The sequence below is a fragment of the Streptomyces sp. NPDC041108 genome (assembly GCF_055592645.1).
In genome coordinates, this window is record NZ_JBVIYK010000002.1 from 142,375 (window position 1) to 167,377 (window position 25,003).

A 25,003-nucleotide genomic window follows, 5' to 3' on the forward strand; every position below is an offset into this window, starting at 1 on the left:
GCCCACAACGGCCCCTGGCGGAGGAGCGACCCACCCTTTCGCGCCTTACGCTCAACGGACCGCACCAATCTCGTTGCACCCACGCCCGAACTTCGCAACCCCGCCAACTGCAATCTGCAATCCGCAACCCGTCTGCACGTCACGACTGACACGACACGACTGTCACGACTTCACGCCAGCGCGGAGGTTCCAGCTCTCATGAAGCTCACCGTCGTCGGCTGCTCGGGGTCGTTCCCGTCCGCGGAATCGGCCTGCTCGAGCTACCTCGTAGAGGCCGACGGCTTCCGGCTGCTCCTCGACATGGGCAACGGTGCCCTCGGCGAGCTGCAGCGCCACTGCGGTCTCTACGACCTCGACGCGATCTTCCTCAGCCATCTGCACGCCGACCACTGCATCGACATGTGCGCGTACTTCGTCGCACGCTACTACCGCCATGACGGCGGCCGCTGCGACCCCATCCCGGTCTACGGACCGGAGGGCACCGAGCAGCGCTTGACCACGGCCTACGCCGACACCCCGTCCGCCTCCTCCATGAGCGAGGTCTTCGACTTCCACACGGTCAAGCCGAGCACGTTCGAGATCGGCCCCTTCACCGTCCACACGGAACGGGTCGCCCACCCCGTCGAGGCGTACGGCATCCGGATCGAGCACGGCGGCCGGGTCCTGACGTACTCCGGGGACACCGGCGTCACCGACACCCTGGACGAACTGGCCCGCGACGCCGACCTGTTCCTGTGCGAGGCCGCCTTCACGCACGGCAAGGAGAACATCCCGGACCTCCATCTCAACGGCCGCGAGGCAGGTGAGACGGCCGCCCGCGCGGGCGCCCGCCGTCTCGTCCTCACGCACGTCCCGCCGTGGACCGACCCGCAGGTCAACCTCGTCGACGCCCGCGCGGTGTACGACGGCCCGGTGGAGCTGGCGGTGCCCAGGGTGTCGTACGAGATCTGAGTCCGGTACGTGAACGGCGGCGGGCCCCGCGGAGCGACACGCTCCGGGGGCCCGCCGCCGTTCGGCCGCCGCTCTCACGCCTTGGTGAGGTCCTCCACCTCCTCCTCGGGCTCACGGCCCGGCGTGGGCAGGTTGAACCTGGCGATGGCGAAGCGGAAGACGACGTAGTAGATCGCTCCGAACGCCAGGCCGATCGGGATGATCAGCCATGGCTTGGTGGCCAGGTTCCAGTTGAGCCCGTAGTCGATGACGCCCGCGGAGAACGTGAAGCCGGCGTGGACGCCGAGTGCCCAGGTGACCGCCATGGAGATGGCGGTGAGCACCGCGTGGATCACGTACAGCAGCGGGGCGATGAACATGAACGAGAACTCGATGGGCTCGGTCACGCCGGTCACGAAGGAGGTCAGCGCGAGCGAGATCATCATGCCCATCACGGCCTTGCGGCGCTCGGGGCGGGCGGAGTGCGCGATGGCGATCGCGGCGGCCGGCAGACCGAACATCATGATCGGGAAGAAGCCCGACATGAACTGACCGGCCGTCGGGTCACCGGCGAAGAAGCGGTTCAGGTCACCGTGCACGACGGTGCCGGCGGCGTTGGTGAAGTCGCCGATCTGGAACCAGGAGACCGTGTTGACGAACTGGTGCATGCCGATCGGGATCAGCGCGCGGTTGATCAGGCCGAACAGGCCGGCACCAGCCGCGCCCAGCCCGGTGATCCACTCGCCGGCGTCGGAGATGACCCCACCGATGGGCTCCCAGACCAGACCGAAGAAGACGCCCATCGCGGTACCGGCGAAGGCCATGATGATCGGGACGAGTCGGCGGCCGTTGAAGAAGCCGAGCCAGTCCACCAGCTGCTTGCGGTGGTAGCGCTGCCACAGCACGGCGGACAGCAGACCCATGATGATGCCGCCGAGGACACCCGGGTTGTTGTAGGTCGCGGCGATGTCGGCGCCGGCCTGCACCTTGGCCTCGGTGACGGGGAAGGCCTTCAGGACGTTGCTGTAGACCAGGAAGCCGACCAGGGCGGCCAGCGCGGTCGAGCCGTCCGACTTCTTGGCGAAGCCGATCGCGACACCGATGCAGAACAGCATCGGCAGGTTGTCGAAGATCGCGCCACCGGCCGTGGCGAAGACCGCCGTGACCTTGTCGGGCAGGTTCAGCTTCTCCTGGACGTCGGCCTGGCCGAGCCGGAGCAGGATGCCCGCCGCCGGCAACACGGCGATGGGCAGCTGCAGGCTGCGGCCTACCTTCTGCAGGCCTTGCATCAGGCCTGATCCCCACTTCTTCGCGGGGGCCGCCGTTGGCGCGGTGGCAGTGCTCATGGACTCCTCCATCGGGTGGTGGTCTACACCACTCAGTGGTGTAGACCTGTTGTAGCAGATGGGGGACGGGATCAGGAACCCTCGATTCCTGACGGGATCCCGAGCCGCTCACGGACGAACCCGGGCCGCTCACGGACGGCTCGCGTGGGTCCCGGCTCGCGGCCGCGGGACTACCCGCAGAGCGCGCGCAGCGTCTCGATCAGCGTGCGCACCGCGAACCCGGTACCGCCATAAGGGACTTCGGCGTAGGGGCCCTCGTCGTTGTACGCGGGCGCGGCGATGTCCAGATGGGCCCAGCGGACGCCGGCCGCGACGAAGTCCTGGAGGAAGAGCGCGGCCTGCACGGTGTCCCCGTGCCGGTGCGAACAGTTCACCCGATCCGCCACGGCGGACCGCAGATGGCGGCGCTCATGGGCGAGCAGCGGCAGCCGGCAGAACGACTCCCCGGCCCGCTCCGAAGCGGCCAGCACCGTCCGGGCCAGGCGCTCGTCCGGCGTGAACAGGACCCCGGTCCGGGTGCCGAGCGCGTGCACCGCGGCCGAGGTGAGGGTGGCCACGTCGATGACCAGGTCGGCGCGGTGCGGGCCGGGCCCGGTCGCGCGGACCAGCACGTCGGCCAGCACCACCCGGCCCTCGTTGTCGGTGTGGGTGATCTCCGTCGTCGTGCCGTCGAGATGGCGTACGACGTCACCCACCCGGAGGGCGCCGCCGTCCGGCATGTTCTCCGCGAGGGGCAGATGGCCGCGTATCCGCAGGGGCAGGCCGAGCGGGGGCAGGGCCGTCAGGGCCGCCACGACGGCCGCCGCGCCGGCCATGTCGGCCTTCATCGCGTGCCGCTCGTCCGACGGTTTCAGGGACAGCCCGCCGGAGTCGAACGTGACACCCTTGCCGACCAGCCCGACGGTGAGGACCGGCTCGCCCTCCGGCGGGTCGTACGCCAGCTCCACGTACCGGGGCGGCTCCGCCGAGCCCCGGCCCACGGCGGCCAGGCCCGTGAGGCCCAGCTCCGTCAGGCCGGCGGACTCGTACACCGCGCAGCCGAGGCCGGTGGCGCGCGCCAGCTCGCGGATCCGGTCGGCGAACACCGGGGGCGTGAGGGCACCGGCCGGGCAGTTCACGAGGTCGCGGGCGAGGCAGGTGGCCTCGGCGGCGGCCAGGCCCTCGGCGACGGCCCGCCGCTCGCCGGTCACCACGACCACCTCGGCCAGGGGGCTCGCGGCCCGGGCGGAGCGGTATTCGTCGTAGCGGTACAGGCCCAGCACCGCGCCCTCCGCCACGGCCCGGGCGCGGTCGGCCGCCGGGACCCCGCCGTCGTCGGCCAGGGCGAGTTCCAGCCGGAGCGTGCGGGCGGGTCCCGCGGCCCGTACCGCGGCCGCCGCCGCGGTACGGAACGTGGCGGCCGTGGCCGCGCCCGCCGGCCCCAGGCCCACGTTCAGCACCACCGAGCGTCCGTCCGCGGACGGCTCGGCGACCACCTGCCCGGGACGCGCCACGAAACCCCGGCGGCGGCTGAAGGCGCCCGCGGCCGCGCCGGTGTGCCGGCCGTACGCGACGACGTCGGCCGGCCCGCCCGCCGTGTCCGCGGTGACGTCTTCGGCGACGACCCGTGTCATGCGGTCATACGCGCTCGTACCGGGTGCCCGACTCGTCGCGCCGCAGCAGCTCCTCGTCCACGAGCGCCCTGCGCAGGGTGACCCAGTCGTCGAACCACTGCCCGCAGATCGCGTTGACCTTGGCCTCCGCATAGGTGACCCCGGCCTCGAAGGAGTCGGCCACGACGGTCAGGACCCGGGTGCGGATCTCCGCCTTGCCGGGGATCGACGTCAGCCGCCCCTTGCGGAAGTAGGCCCCCGCGCCGTCACCGCCGCCCCGTCCGGAGATCCGTACCTCCGCCTGGACGGCCAGCCGGAAGGTGTCGTCGATCAGCCGGTAGGTGCGCGCGTCGGCGTCGTACGCGGCGATCCGCCCGTCGACGAGCTTCCGCAGGGCGACGGCGGCCGCCGCCGGGCGCAGCCCCGCCCGCTCCGCCACCTCGGCCACGGAGGTCGCGCCGAGCGCGAGGGCGGCGAAGGCGTCACGCCGGTCGGTCTGGGCGAGGACGCCGATCAGATCGCGGCAGGACGGCGGCAGATCCGGGGTGCGGGGCCGGTCCTCGGCGGGAATCTGGTCCTCGGTGGGGGCCGTGGTCATGGTGAGTCAACTTCCGGGTCGTGGTGCGGCGTTGTACGGGAGCTGTGCACGGTGATCCTCTACGAGTACCGCGCCGACGCCCGGTCACCGCAATCGGGAAACACCGTACGGGGCCGATTTCAGCCAGACCGCCGTGCGGAATGCGCGGGGGTGAGCGTGAGCGGTACCGCGGTTCGGGATCTGCGGGGAGTTCCCTTGCGGGGCGGGGTGCGATAGGCGGAGGGCGTTTCCCGCACCGGAAGGGCGATGACCTTGCTGCCCTCGATGTAGACCCACCTTTTCTCCTGCCAGTCGTGCAGTTTCTCCAAGGGGTCGTCCCCTCGGGGCAGGCTCTGCAGATCACGGAATCGGGTGCCGCCGACGACCGCGCGGAACAGCCGGGCGTCCTCGCCGCGCAGGACGGTGGTGCCGGCGGGCAGCCCGGGCCGCCGGTCGGCGAGGGTCACGGCGTCGAAGCCGAGCCGGTAGGTGAAACGTGCCTGGTGGTGACGGGTACGCCAGTGGTGGACCGCCGCCGCGAGACGGGCGCGGACGGCGGTGTTGCGGGGGTCCTCGGCGAAGTCGCCCTCGAAGTGGTAGGCGAGATCCCACAGGTCGCCGGGGGAGAGGCGGGGGTAGGCGTACCGGTAGCCCGGCAGCGGGCTGGTCAGGGTGAGGCCGTAGTCCTGCGGGTGTTCCACGTACGGGCTGAACCGGTCGAAGTGCACGGCCAGGATGTCGTTGTCGGGTGGTTCCAGATGGGTCAGGGAGGGCAGCAGATCGATCTGGGTGAGCATCGACTCCGGGGTCTCGTGGGGAAAACCGGTGAGGATGTTCCACACCGGCAGGACACCGAATTCGGCGCAGCCGAGCAGGAAGCGGATGTTCTGGAAAGCGGTCGCGCCCTTTTTCAGCAGCCGTAGACCCTCGGTGCTCAGGCTCTCGATCCCCGGCTGCACGGAACGGACGCCGGCGCGGCGGGCGGCCCGGATGTCGGCCCATTCCATGTTGGCCTTGACCTCGAAGAACAGGGAATGGTCGGTGTCGAGTTTCTCGACCAGGGGGAGCGCCGTGTCGAGGTACTTGAGGTCGAGGATGTTGTCGACGGCGAAGAAGTCGAGGACGCCGTAGCGGTCCATGAGGTGGCGGAGTTCGTCGGCGACGGTGTCGGGGTTCTTGCTGCGGTACGTCATGCTCGCGCCGTTGAGCCCGCAGAAGGTGCAGTGGGTCTTCGCGCCCCACCAGCAGCCGCGGGAGAACTCCACGGGCAGGGTGATCTCGGGTTCGAGGGTGTGCAGTCCGGCGGCGCGCAACTGCTCGAAGAAGCCGTCGTAGTCGGGGGTGGGCACCTCCAGCGACTGGCCCGCGGAGAGGGCGGTCGGTGCGCTGTCGGGGGCGGCGGGCAGGCGGGTGATCAGCCGGCCGTGGGAGCGCGGTGGTTCGCCGGCCTCGACCTGGTGGAGGAGGGTGACGAAGGCGTCCTCGCCGGGGCCGTCCACGATCGCGTCGACGGCGGGGTAGTTGGCGAGCAGGGCGCGGCCCATGGAGCCCTCGCAGTTGCTGCCGCCCAGCACGATCACTCCGCCGTAGCCCAGCTCCCGCAACCGCTCGGCCACCGCCAGCGTCGGGCCGTTCTGGCTGAAGGTGCTGGTGAACCCGATGACATCGGGGGCGGACTCCAGCAACTCCGCGGCCGTCCGCTCCACATGGCGGTCCGCCGCCGCGCGCAGGGCGTCGACCAGTTCGATCGTCCCGTCCTCGACGCCCTGGGCGCGCAGCATCCGGAAGTACGCCTCGCGCGGCGCGGACCCGCCGTCGCGGCAGGCGAAGATCCAGTCGCCGACGGACAGTTGGTACAGCCCCTCGGACACCGTCTCGTACGCGTCCGACCACTCGGCGTCCCGCATGCCGAGGGCCGTGCGGGCCAGGCCGTAGAAGGAGAGGTAGGCGTAGTGCGAGTCGACCCGCCACCGCTCGGCACGGGCGACGGACCGCAGCGTGCCCACCTGGATGGACGGACGCCGCACGTTGTTCCACGGCATCGACACCAGGGCCACGCGGCCGGGGGCGGCGGGGCCGGTCGGGGTTGTTCCGGTCATGGCGCCCTCACCAGACGAGCCTCAGGTCGTAGGAGTTGCGCAGGAAACGGGGCTCGGTGGTGCGCTGCCCGGGATGCGGGGCGTAGTCCGGGACGAGGGCGTGCCACTCCTCCAGGGCCACCAGGATCTGCGCCCGCGCGAAGGCCGCGCCGAGGCACTGGTGGGGCCCGGTGCCGAAGGCGATGTGCGGGTTGCGCGGGCGGCCGAAGTCGATCCGGCCGGGCTCCGGGAACACCTCGGGGTCGTGGTTGGCGAGGGCGAGCGGAAGCAGCACGGTGTCGCCCCGGTCGGCGACCCCGCCCGCGCCGCCGGTCGCGGCCTGCCGGCCCGGGTACATGCACGAGTTGACGCGCAGGAACTCCTCCACCGCCGGCGGCCGGGCCTCGGGCGCGGCCAGGAACCGCCGCCGGTCCTCCTCGTGGTGAGCGAGGTGCTGGACCGCGTTGGCCAGGTGGTTGACCGTCGAGTCGACGCCGGCCAGGAACAGCGTGCACAGCAGGGAGGCACGGTCGTCGTCGGTGACCGCAGTGCCGTCGATCTCCCAGCCGAAGCTGGCGGTGGTGAGATCGTCGGCCGGCTCCGCGCGCCGCCGGGCGACATGCTCACGGGCGAACCGCTCCAGTGCCGGAAGCCCGAGTTCGCCGTACGCCGCCACCCTGGGATCCGGCGCCGAACGGGAGTCGATCATCGCCCGGTCGATGGCGAGGAGCAGGTCGAACCCGTCCGGCGGCCAGCCCACCGCCGTCATCAGGTTCTCCAGGACGTACGGCCGGGCGAAGTCCTCGTTGAAGGACACCTCGCCCTTGTCCAGGAACTCCTCGATGCGCCGCCGGGCGCCCGCCCGCACCGTCGGCGTCAGCTCCCGCACCCGCTGCGGGGTGAACCAGGCGCCCAGCCGCTGCCGCCACGCCGTGTGTTCACGGCCCTCGACGGTCAGCGGGATCCAGCGCTCCTCCTCGGCGCCCTCCGCCGCGCTGACCCGGCCGACGGTGAAGGTGCCCTCGTCCTTGAAGGCGTCCACGATCCCGTCGTACGTCGTCAGCACCCAGAAGCCCCGGTCGCTGTAGAAGGCGCCGTGCTCACCCGCGTGCGCGGCGGCCGCGTCACGGTACTGCTGCGGGGCGGCGAAGAAGTCGAAGTCCACGGGACAGCTCGCCCCCCGTCCGGCGGGGCCGGGTCCCGCGGGGCGTTCCGCCCCGGGCCCGGTGCGGTCGGTTTCCCGGTCAGCCTGCATGGGCTGTCTCCTTCGTCGGTCGGCCGGTGGTGACCGGCGGGTCGAGGGCGCCCCGGGCCCAGTCGGAGGCGTCCAGTCCGGACGCGGCCAGCCGGAGCGCCCACAGCCGGTCGAGGTCGGTGCCGTCGAGGAGGACACCGTCGACCAGCACCGCGTCGGGCCGGGCCAGAGCCGTCACCTCGCCTCCGGGCGGGCGCCGGTAGAGGACCAGGTCGGCCGGTTCGCCCGGCACCGGTCCCGCCCGTCGCCCCATGGCCGCGTACGCGTGGGTGGTCGCCGCCCGCAGTACGGCGCCGAAGCCGAGCCCCGCGCGGGACAGTTCGGCCAGCTCCTTGTGGAAGGAGGGGCCGGCGAGGACGAACGGGTTGCCGCAGTCGGTGCCGGCCAGCAGCGGGGTGCCCGCCTCGTCGAGCGCGCGGGCGATCCGGCCCAGTTCGTCGACGAGCCCCCCACGCCGGCGCGCCTCGCCGGGGTCCAGCCGCAGGGCGTCCCGGGCCGCCGCCTGCCAGCCCCGGCTGCGGCCCTCGTCCACCGCCTGGAGGGCCGTGCGGGAAGGGCGGGTGTACCGGCGTTCACCGGTGCGGGCCCGCCAGCAGACGAGGGTGGGGCAGACGAAGTGGCCGGGGCGGGCCCCGCCGGGTGCCGGTCGGTCGCGCAGCGCCGCCGCCAGCGCGTCCCAGCGCCGCTCGGGCGGCAGCCGGAAGACATTCGGCACGATGCCGTACAGATGCTCGGAGGTGCGCATCGTGCGACGGGCCAGATCCAGGGGCACCGCCTCGGGGACGTGGCCCACGACGGGCAGTCCGGCCCGCTCCGCCGCCCGGACCAGGATCTCGAACACCGGCCGCTCGACGTCGTCGTACACCTTGACGCCGTCGAAACCGAAGGCCAGCGCGTCCTCGACCACCTGCCGGACCGACCGGGCGCCGTCCACCACGGTGACCCCCTGCGGGATCCGCGACCGGGGCCCGTCGACCACCCCGGCGGTCACCCAGGGCCGGGGCACGACGGCGTGCCGGGCGCGGTGCACACCGGCGGCGTACAGATGGGCAGGCTCGCCCCACAGCTGCCGGAAGCCGGTGACACCGTGGACGAGCAGGCCGGCCAGGTCGGCGGCGGACGAGACGTGCGCGTGGGAGTCGACGAAGCCCGGCACGGCGTACGAGGACGGCTCGGCCGGGCTCCCGTCGGCGGCGGGCGGGGCCGGCGTCCACGCGGAGACCGTGCCGTCGGTCACCGTCAGGTCGTGCGGGGGACCGGGCCGCCCGGTGGCGGGGTCGACGAGACACACCGCCCGCAGCCGATGCCCGCGCCCCCGCTCCGCCAGCTCCTCAAGCGCCCGCACCAGTGGCTCGCCCTCGGGCAGCAGCCCCCGGCGGCGCCGCCACATGGTGTCCTCGGTGGCCGTCATACGACCCCCGCCCGGCTCGTGCGCCCCTCGGCCGGCCCCGGCCCGCCCGGCTCGTCGCCGCCGCGTCCCGTCCCGGCCAGTACGTCCGCCACCCGCCGGCCGGTCTCCGCGAGGCGTCCGGCCGCCCTGATACGGGTCGGGGCCTCGACGAGCCACAGCCGGGCGCCGAGCCGGTGCTCCCCGGCGCGGAAGGGGGCCAGGTCCGCGTCCCCGTCGGCGGTGATCAGCACCAGCTCCTGGTCCGCGTGACCGCGCTCGGTCCGCCGGTCCGAGCCGTGCAGCAGACCCCGGGTGGCCGCCCCCAGTTCGCCGGGGTCGACGCGGGCGCAGGCCGCGACCATCCACGGCGGGGCGCCCCGCCCGGTGAAGTGGTCGTGCAGATAGGCGTGCCCGCCCGGGCCCTCGACGGCCACCGCCTCCTCCTCGACGGCGTCCTCGGGGATCTCCACCTGCTCGGCGTGCGCGCAGAAGGAGAACGCGCGGACCACCCGGGGGTCCACGGCGGCCACCTGAAGGGCGATCCGCCCGCCGAAGAAGGTGCCGAACACGCTGTACCGGGCGAGGCCGAAGCCGTCGAGGACCGCGCGGACGTCCTCGACGTAGCGGGCGAGGGCGTGCCCCTCCGGTGTGCCCACGCGCCCGCTCTCCCCGCGTCCGCGCAGGTCGAGCGCGAGGACATGGGCGTCCGGGACGGCGTCGAGGAACCCCGACTCCGCCCAGATCCGCCGGTCCATCGCCACCCCGTGGACCAGGACGAGGGGCGCGCCCGGTCCGGGCCTGCTGAAGCCGCGGATCGGCGTACCGTCGCGGGAGACCACCTCGAAGGGCTCCGTCGCACCCCGCCGGGTGCCGTCAGCGTCCCGCACCGACCCTCCCCGCTCCACCGGCCGGCTCCGACTCGGCCGGCCGCTGCGAACCGTCGGGCGCCCGCTGCGAACCGCCGGCCGCCCGCTCCGGTCCGCCGGCCGCCTCCCTCAGCTCGGCCGCCCGTCCCAGCTCGTCGCGCATGCCGTCGCGCACCGCGAGCACGAGACCGCGCCGGCCCTCCAGATGGATCCAGCCGCGCCCCGCCCACTCCCGCACCGTCGCGTGCACCGACTCCTCCGGCCGGCCCGTCATCGCGGCGACCTGGCCGACGGCCTGGTGCAGCCGCCCGCCGTGCACCAGACAGCGGAACAACTGGTCGTCGCCGCCCCGCAGGACATGCCGCCCGGTGCCGACATGGGGCCGGCCGTCGTACAGCACGGTCATGTTCGGACCGAACCGGAAGGAGAACCGCGACTGTTCGTGCAGCTTCTTCCACAGGCCCACCCGGGCCCCGAGCCGGCGTCGCAGCGCGAGCATCTCCGCGGCCGAGGTCTCGTCCGGGTCCGCCAGCTCCACATGGTCGAACGAGTAGGCCAGCTCGGCCCGTTCACCGGCCGTCCGGCCGGCGTGCACGAAGCGGTACTTCGCCTCCGGCCCGTCCAGCGCGATACCGAACTCGCCGGGCTTCTCGAAGTACGGGCTGTACCGGTCGACGCGGACCTTGCTCACCGTCGACGGCGGCGCGAGATGGGTGATGAACGGGATCAGCCGCAGCTGCTCCTCCAGCATCGCCGCCGTCTCGTCGGGCATCGCCGACAGCAGGTTCCACTGGGCGTCGATGCCCAGCTCCTGGCACAGCACCAGGAAACGCAGATTGTGGAAGGCCGTCGCCCCCTTGCGCAGCAGCTTCAGCGCTCCACTGCTGAGGCTCTCGATGCCCGGCTGCACCATGGTGACGCCCGCCGCCCGCATCTCGCCCACCTCACGCGGCCCCAGATTGGCCTTCACCTCGAAGAACGTGGTGATGTCGACCTCCGCGGCCGCGAGTTCGGCGAGACCGTTGTCGTTCCGGGCGAGGATCGTGTCGACCGCGTACGTGTCGAACACACCGTGCTCCTCGGTCAGCCGGCGCAGGGTCTCGGTCAGCTGCCCGCCCGGCTTGCTGCGGTAGACCATGCCGCTGCCGTTCTCCCCGCAGAAGGTGCACTGCAGCTTCTCGCCCCACCAGCAGCCCCGCGACATCTGGAACGGCAGGGCCACGTGCGGGGCGATCAGCGCACGGTGCGGCAGCGTCCGCAGCCGCTCGAAGTACTCCGCGTACCGGGGCACCGGCGCCGACTCGGCCGGCTGCACGGCCGGCAGCGACACCCGCAGCTCGCCCTCGTGCCGCAGGACGAGCCCCGGGGCCGCCGCGAGGTCGGCGGTGCCGCGCGCGGCCCGGACCGCGGCCACCGCCGCCTCGCCCTCGCCCTGCACGACCGCGTCGACGAACGGATACGCCCGCATCACGGCCTGCCCCATGGGCCGGTCGCAGTTCGCCCCGCCGAGCAGCACCAGCCGGCCCGGCACGTGGTCCTTGACGGCCCGCGCCACGGCCAGCGCCGGCACCAACTGACTGAAGGACGTGGTGAACCCGAAGCACTCCGCGCCGGTCGCGACGAGCCGCCCGGCCAGCTCCGAGACGAACCCGGGCGCCACCGAGCGCAGCGCCAGCACCCGGCCCACCAGTTCCTCGGCCACCCCGTGCCCGGACAGGAAGGCGGCGTAGCTGCCGCGGGCGTCCTCCTCCTCCCCGGGGCCATGGCCGTCCAGCACCCCGCCGAAGATCCAGTCCCCGACGCCGAGCCCGTACAGCTCCTCGCCGATCGTGTCGTAGACGGTGACGAACTCCGCCGGATCGCACTCCAGCGCGTCGACGGCGTACTCGAACCAGTCGAGATACGCGTACACCGGTGTGATCGGGTCACCGTCCCCCGTACCCTCCAGCGCCGCGAGGGTGGCGATCTGGATGGACGGGCGGTACAGGCTGTTCCAGGGCGGTGCCACGAGCGCGAGCTTCACCGGCGCGCACCTCCGCCGTCCCCGCGCGGTCGCAGCCGCTCGCCCAGACGCCCGGTCGGCAGCACCGGATAGCCCGCCCGCGCCTTGTCGAACATCTCCAGCCCCGGCACGACGACATCGACGACCGTGACCGGCCCCGGCGGAGTCAGCACGCGGTGGTGCGCCTCGACGCCCGACTCCCGCAGCCGGTCCACCAGATGCCGCAGCAGCCGCTCGGGCCCGGTGGCCGCGGGCAGCCCGTCGTCCGCCTCGAACGCCCGGCTCTCGTGCGGCAGCCGGTGGATGTCGAACCGGGCCGCGGCCAGATGACGGGGATAGCGGGCCAGCGCCGAACCGATCTGCCCGGCCTCCGTGTCCGCGTCCACCGGCCCGTTCTCGAACATCGTGCGCACCTGGAGGTACTCGAGCAGCGCCCGCTGCAGCGCGTACGTCCGCACCGGTGAGGCCCCGCTGCCGATCAGCCGGACGTCCTCCCTGCTCAGCGCGTCGCACACCACATAGGCCGGTACGCCGGTGTCGCAGGTGATGTCGACGATCAGGACCGGGGAGCCGCGGACCTCCTCGACCGTACGGGTCAGCTCCCGCAGTTCGGCGGGCAGCGTGCCGTGGTCGACCACCCGCAGCTCGGGGCCCTCGCCGGGCAGGCCGAAGTACGACCGGGCCAGCTGGTACGACCAGGCGTCCCGCTCGATCACCTCGTTGACGGCGTGCACCAGCGCCTCGTGCCGGGTGGCGCCCGCCGCGTAACCGGCGCTGGAGGTGTAGTGCCACAGCGGCTGGAACGACCGGTCGTCGTCCGGATGGGGCCAGTTGCGGTACCCCCCGTCCCGCAGGAACACGGGGTGCCGGTGCGGCTGCCCGGCCGGGCCGTCGCCGTCGTCCCCACGCCCGGTCAGGGCCTCCTCCACCGGGCGGTAGGTCCGGGTCAGCACGGGCGCGTCGGGCATGATGCCGCCGAGCCGGCGCAGCAGCGCGGACCGCCGGGCGGTGGCCTGGCCCGCGATCTCCCGCCCCGGCCGGAACTCCGCCTCCGACGCGCGGGGATCCCGGCGCCAGTCCAGGTGGTAGTGCTCGGCGCTCTCGAACAGCGCGCTCGCCATGCTCCGGTGCCCGAGCCCCTTGCCGGAACTGCGGGAACAGAGCGCGCCCGCCGCGTCCGACAGCCGTACCTCGTAGGTGGGCGCGGACTCGATGCCGTACTTGCGGATGTCGGCCGTCAGCCCTTCGGCGGCCAGCCAGTCCCCGACGGAGGCCAGGGCCTGCCGGAGGTCCGTCTCGCGCTCAGGCGGAACGTCTTCCTTCGCGGCCCCGTCGAGCAGGACCGCGGTCAGCGGATCGGTCTCGGCGGTCTCGGCGGGCGTCCGCGGGAGCGGCTCGGTCCGCGGGGTCGGCCGGGTCTGCGGATCGGCGGGACGGGTCAAGGGTCCTCCTCACTTCTCCCGTGTCGAACACGGGGATGCCTGCGCGGACAAGGCCCAGGAGGGGCTGCGGATCCGACACCACATGGGCGAAGCAGAGACGGGTCCTGGGGATGTCCGGGCCTGAGATGTCGACGGCACCGGAGTCGGCCCACACACTGATGCCGCCGGCCTCCAGCTCCTCCAGGGGTGACGCCGGACGCGGCTCGTCGTCGTAGGGCGCCGGGCGGCCGGCCGGGTCCCTCCGAACGGGCGCGTCGTTCGGGGCGGGCGGGCCGTTCAGGTCGTGCGGGCCGTTCGAGTCCGTCAGGTCGAAGTCCAAGGTCGCGCACCGCGCGAGCAGCGGCCACCGCTCGAAGCGGCGCAGGAAGAAGCGCTCGGCCGGCTCCGCGGTGGGGTTCGACCGCCACATCGTCTCGGCCTGCGCCAGCTCCAGCAGCGCCCGGTCGGTCGCCTCGCCCCGGGTCGCCCCGCAGCCCAGCCCGGTGGCCGGCATCAGCCGCCCGCGGCCGTACGCCACGGCGAGCACGGCCGGCGTACGGCCGACGCCGCCCAGCGGCACGACCAGCGTCCGGTCACCCGACGACGGCCGTCGCGCGGGCCCCGCCAGCCGACGGTGCAGAAAGACGCCGTAGCCGATCAGTTCGGTCAGTTCCAGCAGCGCGCCGCGCAGCGCCGCCTCCGGTGTCGGGGCGACGGCCCAGCCCACCGTGCTCGACAGCCGCGCCTCCGCGGCCGTCAGCGTGCCCGCCCGCAACTCCTCGCCGGCCGTCCAGGGCGAGGACCAGTACAGCGGCACCCGGCGCGGTCCGCCGCCGGTCAGCGGCCGGTACACCCGGCCCGCGCAGCCGTCCGGCGCGGTGCGTACCCCGGCCGCCGGGAACGGCGGGACCGGGCCGAAGCCCGTTCCGGGGTCCGCGAAGGCCGTCGGCGGACGGGCGACCGTGGTGAAGGGGGTGCACGCCACCAGCCGCTCCACGGCTTCCGACAGGGCTTTCGCCCGTGCCACGGCCTCGGTCGTGGCGGTGCCGTAACCGTCGGCCCGGGCGTCGCCCTCGGCGGGGCGCACGGTGCACCGCACCGTCACCGTTCCCTCCGAGGGATACGAACGGTGGACGACCTCGCGCAGCTCGCACTCCGTCGCCGTCGCTTCGAGCATGCTCCCTCTCCCGGTAGTCCGTCGCGCCGACTTCACACCGGCCGGCTACTCACCGGCCGACGCTCATGAGGTGGCTTCGCCGTCCCAGGCGCCCCAGGACTCCAGCTCCTCCATCTCCAGCGCGCTCAGCTCCGCGTTGTTGGGGTCGTCGTTGAGGAAGTCCGCGGTCATGCAGTCGAATACGACTACGGGTCCCATGGTGTGGTCCTTTCGTCCGTGTTCTCGTCCGTCTTCCGGGTCGCTGTGCGAAGGTGCTGTGCGCTTCCTTCGGTTCCAGCGCTCTTGCCTCGATGGGGACGCGGTGGCCCGGATCCGCGTGAGGGCAGCCTCCTTACGGTCGAGCGGTGAGCGTGAGAGGTACGGGGGGACGAGCCCGCCGGGGAGTGCCCTTGGGCGGTGGGGTCCGATAGGCCGAGGGCTGCTCGCGTACCGCCAGTGCGATGACCTTCGTGCCTTCGATGTAGACCCACCGCTTCCTGTGCCAGGCGTGCAGCGTGTCCAGGGCCTGGTCCCAGCGTTCCCCCTGCCACTCCTGCCCTTGGAGGTCGCGGAACCGGGTACCGCCGACGACGGCGCGGAACAGCCGCGCCTCCTCGCCCCGCAGGGTGGTGGTGTGCGGCGGCAGTCCGGGTCGTTCGTCGGTGAGGGTGAGCGAGTCGAAGCCGAGCCGGTAGCAGAAGCGCGCGGACTCGTGATGGGCGCGCCACAGCCGGACGCGTGCGGCGAGCCGGCGACGCACCGGACCGTTGGCGGGGTCGTCGGTGAAGTCGCCCTCGAAGTGGTACGCGATGTCCCAGAGGTCCTCCTGCGAGAGACCGGGATAGGCGTACCGGTAGCCCGGCAGCGGGCTGGTCAGGGTGAGGCCGTAGCTCTCGGGCGCCTCGACGTACGGACTGAACCGGTCGAAGCGGATCAGCGTGATGTGCGGCGGCGTCAGATGGGTCAGCGACGCGACGACGTCGAGCTGCGCCGTCAGGGAGTCCGGTGTCTCGTGGGGGTAGCCGGTGAGGATGTTCCAGTCGGCCCGTACGCCGTACTCGGCGCAGCCCAGCAGGAACCGGATGTTCTGGTACGCCGTGGCGCCCTTCCTGAGATGGCGCAGCCCCTCCGTGCTCAGGCTCTCGATCCCCGGCTGCACGGAACGGACGCCGGCGCGGCGCACGGCCCGGATGTCGGCCCATTCCATGTTGGCCTTGACCTCGAAGAACAGCGAGTGGTCGGTGTTGAGCTTCTCCACCAGCGGCAGGGCGGTGTCGAGGTACTTGAGGTCGAGGATGTTGTCGACGGCGAAGAAGTCGAGGACGCCGTAGCGGTCCATGAGATGACGCAGTTCGTCGGCGACCCCGTCCGGGTTCTTGCTGCGGTACGCCATCGTCGCGCCGTTGAGCCCGCAGAAGGTGCAGTGGGTCTTCGCGCCCCACCAGCAGCCGCGGGAGAACTCCACGGGCAGGGTGATCTCGGGTTCGAGGGTGTGCAGTCCGGCGGCGCGCAACTGCTCGAAGAAGCCGTCGTAGTCGGGGGTGGGGACGTCCAGGGCGGCGCCGGCGCTGAGCGGCGCCGCCGGTGCGCTGTCGGGGGCGGCGGGCAGGCGGGTGATCAGCCGGCCGTGGGAGCGCGGTGGGCCGCCGGTCTCGACCTGGTGGAGGAGGGTGACGAAGGCGTCCTCGCCGGGGCCGTCCACGATCGCGTCGACGGCGGGGTAGTTGGCGAGCAGGGCGCGGCCCATGGAGCCCTCGCAGTTGCTGCCGCCCAGCACGATCACTCCGCCGTAGCCCAGCTCCCGCAACCGCTCGGCCACCGCCAGCGAGGGGCCGTTCTGGCTGAACATCGAGGTGAAGCCGATGACATCGGGGGCGGACTCCAGCAACTCCGCGGCCGTCCGCTCCACATGGCGGTCCGCCACCGCGCGCAGCGCGTCGACCAGCTCGATCGACGTGTCGTCGACCCGCCGCGCCCGCAGCTGGGCGAAGTAGTCCTCCCGCCGGTCGGCGTCGCCCCGGCGGCACGAGAAGATCCAGTCGCCCACCGAGAGGTGATAGAGCTTTTCGGAGACCAGTTCATAAGCCTCCGCCCACTTCTCCTCGGAGAACCCGAGCATTCTCTGGGCCAGCCCATAGAAATCCAGATAGGAATATCGGGCGTCCACCTGCCAGCCCTCGTTCTCGGCGAGCGAGCGCAGAATACCGACCTGAATCGAAGGACGGATGACACTGTTCCAAGGCATGGAAACAAGGGAAACGTTTTTGGCGGTGTGTGAGGCGGTAGGCACGAAAGCAACCCCCGGAGCCGATTGCGGCAACTCGAATCACCGTAGGAGTGGGGATTACGCGAGTCAACGGTTCACCAAGCATCGGTATAGGTTGACCGAAAACATTCGCCCGGCATCTACTTCCGGGGTGATGCGTGCGGGCCTGTTCGTGATCAACTCCTCGATCCGGGGGCGCCACCCCAGGCGGTCCGCATAGATGCAGGTGGGAGGCGTGGTGGACAGCTCGGGGGATTGCACTGTACGGTGTATGGTGCTTCTCGTTCCATGATGTGCTCCATGTGGGAAAAGAAGCCGGAGCGGGCCGTCCTGTCGAGCAGATAAGACGCTTCCGAGGGCTTTACCATGCGCTCACCCATGTGCCGTCGAAGAGTGTTTTCCGCCGACCGTGATTCTGTGCGCAGAGAGGCGAGAGGTCGCTTGAAGATTTCCCTGACCGGCGCGGCGGAGACGCTGCTCGCGCCGCTCTGTGCCCGCGCGCTCGACGCCCGGTCCGTACATCCCCTGCTCGGTGACCACATCGCGGCCGAACTCGTCGACCGAATCGACTACGACTTCGACCGCCTCGGCATGGGGGAGGCATCCGCCGTGGGCGTCGCCCTGCGGGCCCGGTATTTCGACGTGCGGGTCCGAGTATTTCTCGACGCACATCCCGAGTGCACCGTGGTCCACCTCGGCTGCGGCCTGGACAGCCGGTACGAGCGCCTCGCCCCCGGACCGGGCGTGCGCTGGTTCGACCTGGACCAGCCCGACGTCATCGAACTGCGCAAACAGCTCTACCCCGCCCGCCCCGGCCACGAGACCCTCGCCGCCTCCGTCACCGAACCCGACTGGCCGGCCCAGGTCCCCACGGACCGGCCCGTCCTCGTGGTCGCGGAGGGCCTCAGCATGTACCTCTCCGCCGACGAGGGCCCCCGCATGCTGCGCACCCTCGTCGCCCGCTTCCCGCGCGGCGAAATACTGTTCGACACCTACTCCCGGTTCGCCGTCCGCTCCACCCGCTCCCTGACCCTCTTCCGGAAGACGGGCGCCCGGCTGGCCTGGGGCGTGGACGACCCGCGCGAACTGGAGCGCGCCGTACCCGGGTTGCGGCTGATCGAGACCGACAGCGCGTACGCCACCGCGGCCGGCGTCGACGTGCGCCACCTGCCGCGCGCGCTGCGGCTACGGATGCGGGTCGACACCCTGATCCTGTCCCGCCTCCCCGTGCTGCGCGGCATCGGCCACATCTCCCGCTTCGCGTTCGGCCCGCGGGACTGACACACCAGGGCCACCGAAGCGCCAGGGCCTTCGCGGGGTTCCCCGCGGGTTCCCCGCGAGCCCCCGCCCGGGCCCGCACCACCTGACGTCACACCGCCGGGACACCCCCGGCCGTCCGGCCCCGACGCCGGGCCACCATCCGACGGGCCGCAGGCCCCCCGACCAGAATGCCCCGATGCTGCCGCTCTACCTGATCTCCCACGGCCTGTCCCTGCTGGGCAACACCGTGGCCTCCATCGCCCTGCCCTGGCTGGTGCTGCTGCGCACCGGGGACGCCGCCGCGGTCGGTCTCGTCGCCGCCGCGAGCGCCCTGCCGATGCTGCTGTCGGCCGTCGCCGGAGGCGTGCTCATCGACCGGGCAGGCCGCCGCCGCCTCTCCATCGGCGCCGACCTCGCCTCCGCGGCCTGCGTCGCCGCGCTCCCCGTCGTCGACGGCCTGCTCGGGCTCACCGTCGTCTGGTTCGTCGTCCTCGGAGTCGCCGGCGCCGTCTTCGACGTACCCGGCATGACCGCCCGGGAGGCCCTCGCACCGGACATCGCCGAAGCCACCGGCATCGGCATGGAACGCCTAGCCGGACTCCGCGAGAGCATCGCCGGCGGCGTCGTGATCCTCGCCCCGGCCGCCGCCGGCGGACTGATCATGCTCGTCGACCCGGCGACCGTCCTCTGGCTCACCGCCGGCTGCTCGGCCCTCGCCGCCCTCGTCACCCTCGCCCTGCCCAAGACCATCGGCGCCCGGAGCGCAGGCCCCACCCAGGACGAGGACACCGGCCTGCGCGCCGGCCTCGGCCGCGGACTCGGCGTCCTGCGCGCCGACCGCGTCCTCACCGCCGTCACCCTGGTCTCGGCCGGCAGCGTCGCCGTCCTCGCCCCCCTGCAGAACCTGGTGCTCCCCGTCCACCTCGTGGGAGAGGACTCACCCGGCGGCTTCGGCGTCCTCGTCTCCCTCCTCGCCGTCGGCGGCATCGCGGGCGCCGGCCTCTACGCCGCCCTCGGCACCCGCTGGTCGCGCCGCACCGTCTTCGCCGTCGCCCAGCTCACCTCCACGATCGGCGTCGCCGGACTCGCGCTCCTGCCCCCGGTGCCCGTCATGTGGGCGGCCGCCGTCCTGGCCGGGGCCGGCGCGGGCCCCCTGCCCGCCCTCTTCCTGGTCCTCGTCACCGAACGGATCCCGGAGGAGGTGCGCGGCCGCGTCCTCGGCCTCCAGAACGCCGTGTCCATGACCGCCGTCCCCCTCGGCACCCTCGCCGCGGGGCTCGCCGTGGACGGGATCGGCCTGCGGCAGACCGGCGCGCTCCTCGCCGCCGCGTGGTGCCTGGTCACCCTCGCGATCCTGACCCTGCCCGCCCTACGGAACCTGGACACGGACCGGGCCGCCCCCGGGACCCCCGGCACCGGATCCACCGTGCCCGGCCAGGGATCCGAGGCCGCCCGGTCGAAACCGGGCTGAGCCGCGGGTGCGTTTGGCGACCGGATCCCCAGTGGTGTAGACCATCTGCGAACAGTCCCGCAGACTGTCCGCGTACGGTTCCGCACCCCGTTCCGCCGGGGAAGACAGGGAGAGTGGCCATGGCCAGTAAGGCTGAGAAGATCGTCGCCGGACTCGGCGGCCTCGACAACATCGAAGAGGTCGAGGGCTGCATCACGCGCCTGCGCACCGAGGTCCGCGACCCCTCCCTCGTGGACGACGCCGCCCTCAAGGCCGCCGGCGCCCACGGCGTCGTCAAGATGGGCACCGCGATCCAGGTCGTCATCGGCACGGACGCCGACCCCATCGCCGCGGAGATCGAGGACATGATGTGAGCCACGCGCGCTCACGACAGGGGCCCCTTCTCCCGGACCGCCGGGGGAGGGGCCCCCTCCGTATGTGCCGATAGGCTCAGCGCCATGTCTCGAATCGACGGCCGCACCCCCGAACAGCTCCGCCCGGTCACCATCGAACGCGGGTGGAGCAAGCACGCCGAGGGCTCCGTCCTCGTCTCCTTCGGCGACACGAAGGTCTTCTGCACCGCCTCCGTCACCGAAGGCGTCCCCCGCTGGCGCAAGGGCAGCGGCGAGGGCTGGGTCACCGCCGAGTACTCCATGCTGCCCCGCGCCACCAACACCCGCGGCGACCGCGAGTCCGTACGCGGCAGGATCGGCGGCCGCACCCACGAGATCTCCCGCCTCATCGGCCGCTCCCTGCGCGCCGTCATCGACTACAAGGCGCTCGGCGAGAACACGATCGTCCTGGACTGCGACGTCCTCCAGGCCGACGGCGGCACCCGCACGGCCGCCATCACCGGCGCGTACGTCGCACTGGCCGACGCCGTGACCTGGGCCCAGGGCAAAAAGCTGATCAGGGCCGGCCGTCAGCCCCTCACCGGCACCGTCGCCGCGGTCTCCGTCGGGATCGTCGGCGGCGTCCCCCTCCTCGACCTCCGCTACGAGGAGGACGTCAAGGCCGACACCGACATGAACGTCGTCTGCACCGGCGACGGCCGCTTCGTCGAGGTCCAGGGCACCGCCGAAGCCGAGCCGTTCGCCCGCGAGGAACTCAACTCCCTGCTCGACCTGGCCGTTTCGGGCTGCACGGAGCTGGCCGCCCTGCAGCGCAAGGCGCTTGATACGGTCCTCGAAAGGTAAAGGGCGCCCCAAGAGCGCGGCCGCCGCCGGCAACCACGGCGGCCCCGCCCGCGTCCTTGTCCATACGGGCGCACGGCACACCACCGTGCGCCCGGCCACACGGCGCCAGCCGTACCCGGGGCCGTCAGGCCTGCCACCAGGAGGAGGACCTTTCCATGGCCGCGAGTCGCCGACGTCGCACGACCACCATCGCCGGAGCCCTAGCCGCCGTCGCCCTGACAGCCGGGCTCACCACCGGCTGCGACGCCGTGAACAAGGCCCTGGACTGCGTCCAGACCGCCGACGCCATCGCCCAGAGCGTGAACGACCTCCAGCAGGCCGTGCAGAACGCGGCGGACGACCCCACGCAGCTGGAGGAGTCCCTCGCCTCCATCGACAAGAACCTGGACGAGATCGGCGACAAGACCGACAACACCGACGTCAACAAGGCTGTCGACTCCCTCCAGAAGGCCGTCACCGACACACGTACCGCCGTGGAGAACGGCGACGCGACCCCCGACATCAGCGGCATCACGGACGCGGCGGGTGAGCTGACGAAGGTCTGCACCTCGTAACGGCCCCCGCGAGCGGGTGGCGATACTGGTGGGCATGACCCGCCTGATCCTCGCCACCCGCAACGCCGGCAAGCTCACCGAGCTGAAGGCCATCCTCGCCGACGCGGGCCTCGCCCACGACCTCGTCGGCGCGGACGCCTACCCCGACATCCCCGACGTCAGGGAAACCGGCGTCACCTTCGCCGAGAACGCCCTGCTGAAGGCCCACGCCCTGGCCCGCGCCACCGGCTTCCCCGCCATCGCCGACGACTCCGGCCTCTGCGTCGACGTCCTGGGCGGCGCCCCCGGCATCTTCTCCGCCCGCTGGGCCGGCCGCCACGGCGACGACAAGGCCAACCTCGACCTCCTGCTCGCCCAGCTCGGCGACATCGCCGACGAGCACCGGGGCGCCCACTTCACCTGCGCGGCGGCCCTGGCTCTGCCGGACGGCACGGAGCGGGTGGTCGAGGGACAGCTCAGGGGCGCACTGCGGCACTCACCGGTGGGCACGAACGGCTTCGGCTACGACCCCGTCCTCCAGCCGGACGGCGACACCCGAACCTGCGCCGAACTGACGGCGGAGGAGAAGAACGCGATCAGCCACCGGGGCAAGGCGTTCCGGGGTCTGGTGCCGGTGCTGCGGGAGCTGCTGGGCTGAGGCATGGGAGAGGGGCCGCCTGGCCAGGCGGCCCCTCGGTGTGTGCGGCCGATGGGAGTCGAACCCACATGGGCAAATGCCCCGAGGCACCTAAAACCTCTGCTTATACCATTCAGCAACGGCCGCAGGATGTCAGCCATGGTAGCGGGCCAGGCCCGCGGCCGACGCCCACCTCGGCACCATGTGCTCGTGATCGCGTGGCAGTTTGGGCACAGCAACCGCAGGTTCTCGCGCCGGTCGTCGCTCCAGTTCCCGTTGATGTGATCGACCTCCAGGGTCATGGGCTTCCCGAGCCATTCGGGTCCGCTTCCGCACTCGGCGCACTTCTCGGGTTCGCCTACTTCCGGCAGGGCCCTGCGTAGCAGGTGCGTCCTCGTCCGACGGGTGCCGTCATGCTGGACCAGGATGTCTTCGGCACGCCTGCGAGGTGCGGTGCCCGGCCCACCCCGTTGATGCGCCTGCCCCAGGAAGTGGGAGGTGTCGACATCCTCCTCGGCCACCCAGAAGCGGAACTGGGCCCGCGACGTAGTGCTGTAAGGCTCTCTCCCCAGAGCGCGGAGCGCATCCGCGATGGAAGCCGCTCCCTCGACCGCTCGGCGCAGTTCGTCGGCGGTCGGTCTGGCGGGCGCTGGGCGCGTTCGCTTCCGATGGGGAATGTGCGACACATCGATCCCGAAGTGGTCGAATCGCCGGAAGAGATGGCGGCGCAGTCGGCCGTAGGGCCGGGTGCCGAAGAAGGCGATGACTTCCTCGTTCGCGGAGCACTGTGCTGCTGCTTCCATCATCCGATCCCGGGTGTATTGCGCACCGCTGCTCATGAGGTGTGAGGCTTGCCGCGCCCCCGGTACCGGCCGTCGTCGAGTGGCAGTTGGGGCACAGGCAGCGCAGATTCTCGATGCGGTTGTCGCGCCAGTTGCCGTCGATGTGGTCCACCTCCAAGGGGAGCGGGCGCCCTCGCCACACCGGGTCCGTGCCGCACATGGCGCATCGCTCTGGTACGCCTGTGGCCGTCATCGCCCACCTGAGCCGATCGCTCGGGATGCGTCGGGCCTGGCCGCTCCGCTGCTCGACGAGCAGGCCCTCTGGTGTTCGGGGACGCCATGCCTTGCCCTGCTGGGTCCGCACCTGGAAGTGCGAGGTGTCGATGTCGTACGCCTTGATCCGGCGGCTGATGTGCGTGTGGTGCCCGCCGACGACCTCAAGCCCGCGGCGCCGCAGGACTTCGCACATGCTCGTCGACGCCGTGACAGCCTCCTGAAGGATCCCCCGCGTCCACCTGACGCCCTCCTGCTCGAAGTGCGAGACGTCCACACCCAGATTCTTCATCCGCTGGAAGAGGTAACGCCGCGTGGAACTCTTCGGATCCACCCCCAGTCTCCTCAAGGCTTCCGATAGCGTCTGCGAACTTTGAGCCGCCTCCTCCAGTCGCTCCTTCGGGTACGCACTGGCCACGATCGAATCCCCTGCGCTCCGGCCACGCGTTCGTGGCTCGTACGGAGTGATCCGACCGTCACGCCCGATATGCGGAACGGCTCCTACCGGGGCGCTCCGGTACGAGCCGTTCTCGGGCGGCGAAGGGGGGTGGCTCAGATGCCCAGGTCCTTGATGATCTTCGCCACGTGGCCCGTCGCGCGGACGTTGTAGAGGGCGTGGGAGACCTTGCCCTCCTCGTCGACGATGATCGTGGAGCGGATGACGCCCATGTAGGTCTTGCCGTAGTTCTTCTTCTCGCCGAAGGCCGCGTAGGCGTCGAGGACCGTCTTGTCGGGGTCGCCGAGAAGGGTGACCTTCAGGGACTCCTTCTCGCGGAACTTGGCGAGTTTCTCGGGCTTGTCGGGGGAGATGCCGATGACGTCGTACCCGGCGTCCGCGAGGAGCTCCAGGTTGTCGGTGAAGTCGCAGGCCTGCTTGGTGCAGCCGGGGGTCAGGGCGGCCGGGTAGAAGTAGACGATGACCTTGCGGCCCTTGTGGTCGGACAGGGACACCTCGTTGCCGTCGGCGTCCGGGAGGGTGAAGGCGGGGGCCACGTCGCCGGGCTGGAGTCGCTCGCTCATCGGTCCAGCGTAATGGCGGGCCCTGACGGTGCGGTGCCGGGTGGAGCTGACAGACTGTCCGCGACGAAGAGATTTCACCGACAACCGACAACGGGAGGCCGCGCGGTGGCGGAGACCTCGGACACCAGAACCCCGGCCGAGATCGAGGCGGACATCAAGCGCCGCCGCGACAACCTCGCCGAGACGCTCGACGAGATCGGCGTCCGTGTGCACCCCAGAACGATCGTGGGCGACGCCAAGGCCAAGGTCGTCTCGAACATCGACCACACCCTCGGCAAGGCGTACGTCTCGGTCAACCGTGTGGTCGGCGACGTCAGGGGCCAGTTCGTCGACGAGGACGGGGCGCCCCGGGTCGATCGCATCGTGCCCGTCGCCCTCGTGGTCGTCGGCGTCGTCGGTCTCCTCGCCCTCGGCACCCGGCGCCGCAGGGCCTGACGCGGACCGCCACGCGGACCAGGACACGGGGACGAGGACAGGGACGAAGCAGGTAGGTTCGGGGCGTGAGCGAGAAGACCCAGCACGACGACAAGCTGCCCATCCGGATGCTGCACGACCGTGTGCTCGTGCGGCAGGACACCGCCGAGGGCGAGCGGCGTTCCGGTGGCGGCATCCTGATCCCCGCGACGGCGGCCGTCGGCCGGCGCCTCGCCTGGGCCGAGGTCGTGGCGGTCGGCCAGAACGTCCGGACCGTCGAGCCCGGTGATCGTGTCCTCTACGACCCCGAGGACCGCGCCGAGGTCGAGGTCAGGGGCGTCGCCTACGTCCTGATGCGCGAGCGCGACCTGCACGCCGTGGCCGCGGACCGGTTCGAGGGGTCGGAGGACTCCACGGGCCTGTACCTCTGAATCATTGCCTTCACAGGTGTGGGGGGGAGGGGGGGATGGGTTCCAAGCCCCCCCACCCGTTTTTTTTGTCTTTTGGGGGAACAGAAAGAAAGGGAGGTCAGGGGAGTCGAAAAGAAAAGAAAACCCCA

23 protein-coding genes, 1 tRNA gene and 2 pseudogenes are annotated in these 25,003 nt (G+C 72.0%); 10 read left to right on the forward strand and 16 right to left on the reverse strand.

Translation table 11 applies throughout. The annotated features are described in order from the left end of the window. The first annotated feature begins 198 nt into the window (after positions 1-198). The gene (locus ACZ6BB_RS06580) at positions 199-951 is read left to right on the forward strand and encodes an MBL fold metallo-hydrolase (protein WP_184893507.1); all 753 of its coding nucleotides are present in this window, start codon (positions 199-201) and stop codon (positions 949-951) included. A gap of 74 nt (positions 952-1,025) precedes the next feature. On the opposite strand, the gene ACZ6BB_RS06585 is transcribed toward ACZ6BB_RS06580, so the two are convergent. The 12 genes from ACZ6BB_RS06585 to ACZ6BB_RS06640 form a co-directional block, all read right to left on the reverse strand. Next, positions 1,026-2,276 carry a PTS transporter subunit EIIC gene (locus tag ACZ6BB_RS06585; protein ID WP_471614219.1) on the reverse strand — a complete coding sequence of 417 codons (1,251 nt, stop codon included), beginning with the start codon at positions 2,274-2,276 and terminating at the stop codon, positions 1,026-1,028. A gap of 170 nt (positions 2,277-2,446) precedes the next feature. After that, complete coding sequence (locus ACZ6BB_RS06590) at positions 2,447-3,889, reverse strand: leucyl aminopeptidase family protein (protein WP_471614220.1); 1,443 nt, start codon at positions 3,887-3,889, stop codon at positions 2,447-2,449. Between the two features lie 4 nt (positions 3,890-3,893). Beyond that, entirely contained in the window at positions 3,894-4,466 is a 573-nt protein-coding gene (locus tag ACZ6BB_RS06595; RefSeq protein ID WP_471614221.1) for a DUF2087 domain-containing protein, read from the reverse strand. A gap of 119 nt (positions 4,467-4,585) precedes the next feature. Then, positions 4,586-6,544 carry a RiPP maturation radical SAM C-methyltransferase gene (locus tag ACZ6BB_RS06600; RefSeq protein WP_471614222.1) on the reverse strand — a complete coding sequence of 653 codons (1,959 nt, stop codon included), beginning with the start codon at positions 6,542-6,544 and terminating at the stop codon, positions 4,586-4,588. A gap of 7 nt (positions 6,545-6,551) precedes the next feature. Next, a complete protein-coding gene (locus tag ACZ6BB_RS06605) occupies positions 6,552-7,688 on the reverse strand; it encodes a cytochrome P450 (RefSeq protein WP_471614705.1) in 1,137 nt (378 codons plus the stop codon). A gap of 79 nt (positions 7,689-7,767) precedes the next feature. After that, on the reverse strand, positions 7,768-9,189 hold the full coding sequence (locus ACZ6BB_RS06610; protein ID WP_471614223.1) for an amidohydrolase family protein: 1,422 nt from the start codon (positions 9,187-9,189) through the stop codon (positions 7,768-7,770). Further along, on the reverse strand, positions 9,186-10,055 hold the full coding sequence (locus tag ACZ6BB_RS06615; protein WP_471614224.1) for an alpha/beta fold hydrolase: 870 nt from the start codon (positions 10,053-10,055) through the stop codon (positions 9,186-9,188). The genes ACZ6BB_RS06610 and ACZ6BB_RS06615 overlap by 4 nt, the downstream gene beginning before the upstream one ends. Further along, positions 10,042-12,057, reverse strand: coding sequence for a RiPP maturation radical SAM C-methyltransferase (locus ACZ6BB_RS06620; protein ID WP_471614225.1), 2,016 nt, complete (start codon positions 12,055-12,057; stop codon positions 10,042-10,044). The genes ACZ6BB_RS06615 and ACZ6BB_RS06620 overlap by 14 nt, the downstream gene beginning before the upstream one ends. Continuing rightward, complete coding sequence (locus ACZ6BB_RS06625) at positions 12,054-13,388, reverse strand: YcaO-like family protein (RefSeq protein ID WP_471614706.1); 1,335 nt, start codon at positions 13,386-13,388, stop codon at positions 12,054-12,056. The genes ACZ6BB_RS06620 and ACZ6BB_RS06625 overlap by 4 nt, the downstream gene beginning before the upstream one ends. Beyond that, positions 13,339-14,634 (reverse strand): hypothetical protein, encoded by a 1,296-nt coding sequence (locus ACZ6BB_RS06630; RefSeq protein WP_471614226.1) that lies wholly within the window; start codon positions 14,632-14,634, stop codon positions 13,339-13,341. The genes ACZ6BB_RS06625 and ACZ6BB_RS06630 overlap by 50 nt, the downstream gene beginning before the upstream one ends. Before the next feature lie 63 nt (positions 14,635-14,697). Continuing rightward, the gene (gene botA / locus ACZ6BB_RS06635; protein WP_005486703.1) at positions 14,698-14,832 is read right to left on the reverse strand and encodes a bottromycin family RiPP peptide; all 135 of its coding nucleotides are present in this window, start codon (positions 14,830-14,832) and stop codon (positions 14,698-14,700) included. A gap of 133 nt (positions 14,833-14,965) precedes the next feature. Continuing rightward, on the reverse strand, positions 14,966-16,903 hold the full coding sequence (locus tag ACZ6BB_RS06640) for a RiPP maturation radical SAM C-methyltransferase (RefSeq protein ID WP_471614227.1): 1,938 nt from the start codon (positions 16,901-16,903) through the stop codon (positions 14,966-14,968). Between the two features lie 417 nt (positions 16,904-17,320). Here ACZ6BB_RS06640 and ACZ6BB_RS06645 point away from each other — a divergent pair, with 417 nt between their 5' ends. The 6 genes from ACZ6BB_RS06645 (at position 17,321) to rdgB (ending at position 21,976) form a co-directional block, all read left to right on the forward strand. Beyond that, the gene (locus ACZ6BB_RS06645; protein WP_471614228.1) at positions 17,321-18,160 is read left to right on the forward strand and encodes a class I SAM-dependent methyltransferase; all 840 of its coding nucleotides are present in this window, start codon (positions 17,321-17,323) and stop codon (positions 18,158-18,160) included. Positions 18,161-18,335: 175 nt separating this feature from the next. Further along, positions 18,336-19,610 (forward strand): MFS transporter, encoded by a 1,275-nt coding sequence (locus ACZ6BB_RS06650; RefSeq protein WP_471614229.1) that lies wholly within the window; start codon positions 18,336-18,338, stop codon positions 19,608-19,610. A gap of 119 nt (positions 19,611-19,729) precedes the next feature. Continuing rightward, positions 19,730-19,963: a PTS sugar transporter subunit IIB gene (locus ACZ6BB_RS06655; RefSeq protein WP_037729483.1), complete on the forward strand. Its 234-nt coding sequence runs from the start codon at positions 19,730-19,732 to the stop codon at positions 19,961-19,963. Between the two features lie 84 nt (positions 19,964-20,047). Continuing rightward, entirely contained in the window at positions 20,048-20,785 is a 738-nt protein-coding gene (gene rph, locus ACZ6BB_RS06660; protein ID WP_471614230.1) for a ribonuclease PH, read from the forward strand. Between the two features lie 155 nt (positions 20,786-20,940). Continuing rightward, a complete protein-coding gene (locus ACZ6BB_RS06665; RefSeq protein ID WP_471614231.1) occupies positions 20,941-21,339 on the forward strand; it encodes a hypothetical protein in 399 nt (132 codons plus the stop codon). 34 nt (positions 21,340-21,373) lie between these two features. Beyond that, complete coding sequence (gene rdgB, locus ACZ6BB_RS06670; protein WP_471614232.1) at positions 21,374-21,976, forward strand: RdgB/HAM1 family non-canonical purine NTP pyrophosphatase; 603 nt, start codon at positions 21,374-21,376, stop codon at positions 21,974-21,976. 43 nt (positions 21,977-22,019) lie between these two features. Here the strand turns inward: rdgB and ACZ6BB_RS06675 are convergent. Together ACZ6BB_RS06675 and ACZ6BB_RS06680 are read right to left on the reverse strand one after the other, a co-directional pair. Continuing rightward, a tRNA-Leu gene (locus ACZ6BB_RS06675) sits at positions 22,020-22,102 on the reverse strand. Between the two features lie 83 nt (positions 22,103-22,185). Beyond that, a pseudogene (locus tag ACZ6BB_RS06680) lies at positions 22,186-22,476 on the reverse strand (HNH endonuclease); the annotation flags it as partial. Here ACZ6BB_RS06680 and ACZ6BB_RS06685 point away from each other — a divergent pair. Further along, entirely contained in the window at positions 22,369-22,803 is a 435-nt protein-coding gene (locus ACZ6BB_RS06685) for a hypothetical protein (protein ID WP_471614233.1), read from the forward strand. The pseudogene ACZ6BB_RS06680 and the gene ACZ6BB_RS06685 overlap by 108 nt on opposite strands. On the opposite strand, the pseudogene ACZ6BB_RS06690 reads toward ACZ6BB_RS06685, so the two are convergent. Both ACZ6BB_RS06690 and bcp read right to left on the reverse strand, forming a co-directional pair. Continuing rightward, positions 22,791-23,431, reverse strand: a pseudogene (locus ACZ6BB_RS06690) (HNH endonuclease signature motif containing protein). The gene ACZ6BB_RS06685 and the pseudogene ACZ6BB_RS06690 sit on opposite strands and share 13 nt — an antisense overlap. Before the next feature lie 131 nt (positions 23,432-23,562). Next, on the reverse strand, positions 23,563-24,030 hold the full coding sequence (bcp, locus tag ACZ6BB_RS06695; RefSeq protein WP_318814923.1) for a thioredoxin-dependent thiol peroxidase: 468 nt from the start codon (positions 24,028-24,030) through the stop codon (positions 23,563-23,565). A 105-nt stretch (positions 24,031-24,135) separates the two neighbouring features. Between bcp and ACZ6BB_RS06700 the strand changes: the two genes are divergently transcribed. After that, complete coding sequence (locus ACZ6BB_RS06700) at positions 24,136-24,465, forward strand: DUF3618 domain-containing protein (RefSeq protein WP_471614234.1); 330 nt, start codon at positions 24,136-24,138, stop codon at positions 24,463-24,465. Positions 24,466-24,530: 65 nt separating this feature from the next. Further along, the gene (locus ACZ6BB_RS06705; RefSeq protein WP_005486682.1) at positions 24,531-24,875 is read left to right on the forward strand and encodes a GroES family chaperonin; all 345 of its coding nucleotides are present in this window, start codon (positions 24,531-24,533) and stop codon (positions 24,873-24,875) included. The last annotated feature ends 128 nt before the right edge of the window (positions 24,876-25,003 follow it).

Excerpts from the sequence above, each read along its gene's own strand:
- ACZ6BB_RS06580 (WP_184893507.1), top strand. The coding sequence starts at position 199 with ATGAAGCTCACCGTCGTCGGCTGCTCGGGGTCGTTCCCGTCCGCGGAA.
- ACZ6BB_RS06585 (WP_471614219.1), bottom strand. The coding sequence starts at position 2,276 with ATGAGCACTGCCACCGCGCCAACGGCGGCCCCCGCGAAGAAGTGGGGA.
- ACZ6BB_RS06590 (WP_471614220.1), bottom strand. The coding sequence starts at position 3,889 with ATGACACGGGTCGTCGCCGAAGACGTCACCGCGGACACGGCGGGCGGG.
- ACZ6BB_RS06595 (WP_471614221.1), bottom strand. The coding sequence starts at position 4,466 with ATGACCACGGCCCCCACCGAGGACCAGATTCCCGCCGAGGACCGGCCC.
- ACZ6BB_RS06600 (WP_471614222.1), bottom strand. The coding sequence starts at position 6,544 with ATGACCGGAACAACCCCGACCGGCCCCGCCGCCCCCGGCCGCGTGGCC.
- ACZ6BB_RS06610 (WP_471614223.1), bottom strand. The coding sequence starts at position 9,189 with ATGACGGCCACCGAGGACACCATGTGGCGGCGCCGCCGGGGGCTGCTG.
- ACZ6BB_RS06630 (WP_471614226.1), bottom strand. The coding sequence starts at position 14,634 with ATGCTCGAAGCGACGGCGACGGAGTGCGAGCTGCGCGAGGTCGTCCAC.
- botA (WP_005486703.1), bottom strand. The coding sequence starts at position 14,832 with ATGGGACCCGTAGTCGTATTCGACTGCATGACCGCGGACTTCCTCAAC.
- ACZ6BB_RS06650 (WP_471614229.1), top strand. The coding sequence starts at position 18,336 with ATGCTGCCGCTCTACCTGATCTCCCACGGCCTGTCCCTGCTGGGCAAC.
- ACZ6BB_RS06655 (WP_037729483.1), top strand. The coding sequence starts at position 19,730 with ATGGCCAGTAAGGCTGAGAAGATCGTCGCCGGACTCGGCGGCCTCGAC.
- rph (WP_471614230.1), top strand. The coding sequence starts at position 20,048 with ATGTCTCGAATCGACGGCCGCACCCCCGAACAGCTCCGCCCGGTCACC.
- ACZ6BB_RS06665 (WP_471614231.1), top strand. The coding sequence starts at position 20,941 with ATGGCCGCGAGTCGCCGACGTCGCACGACCACCATCGCCGGAGCCCTA.
- rdgB (WP_471614232.1), top strand. The coding sequence starts at position 21,374 with ATGACCCGCCTGATCCTCGCCACCCGCAACGCCGGCAAGCTCACCGAG.
- ACZ6BB_RS06685 (WP_471614233.1), top strand. The coding sequence starts at position 22,369 with ATGCTGGACCAGGATGTCTTCGGCACGCCTGCGAGGTGCGGTGCCCGG.
- bcp (WP_318814923.1), bottom strand. The coding sequence starts at position 24,030 with ATGAGCGAGCGACTCCAGCCCGGCGACGTGGCCCCCGCCTTCACCCTC.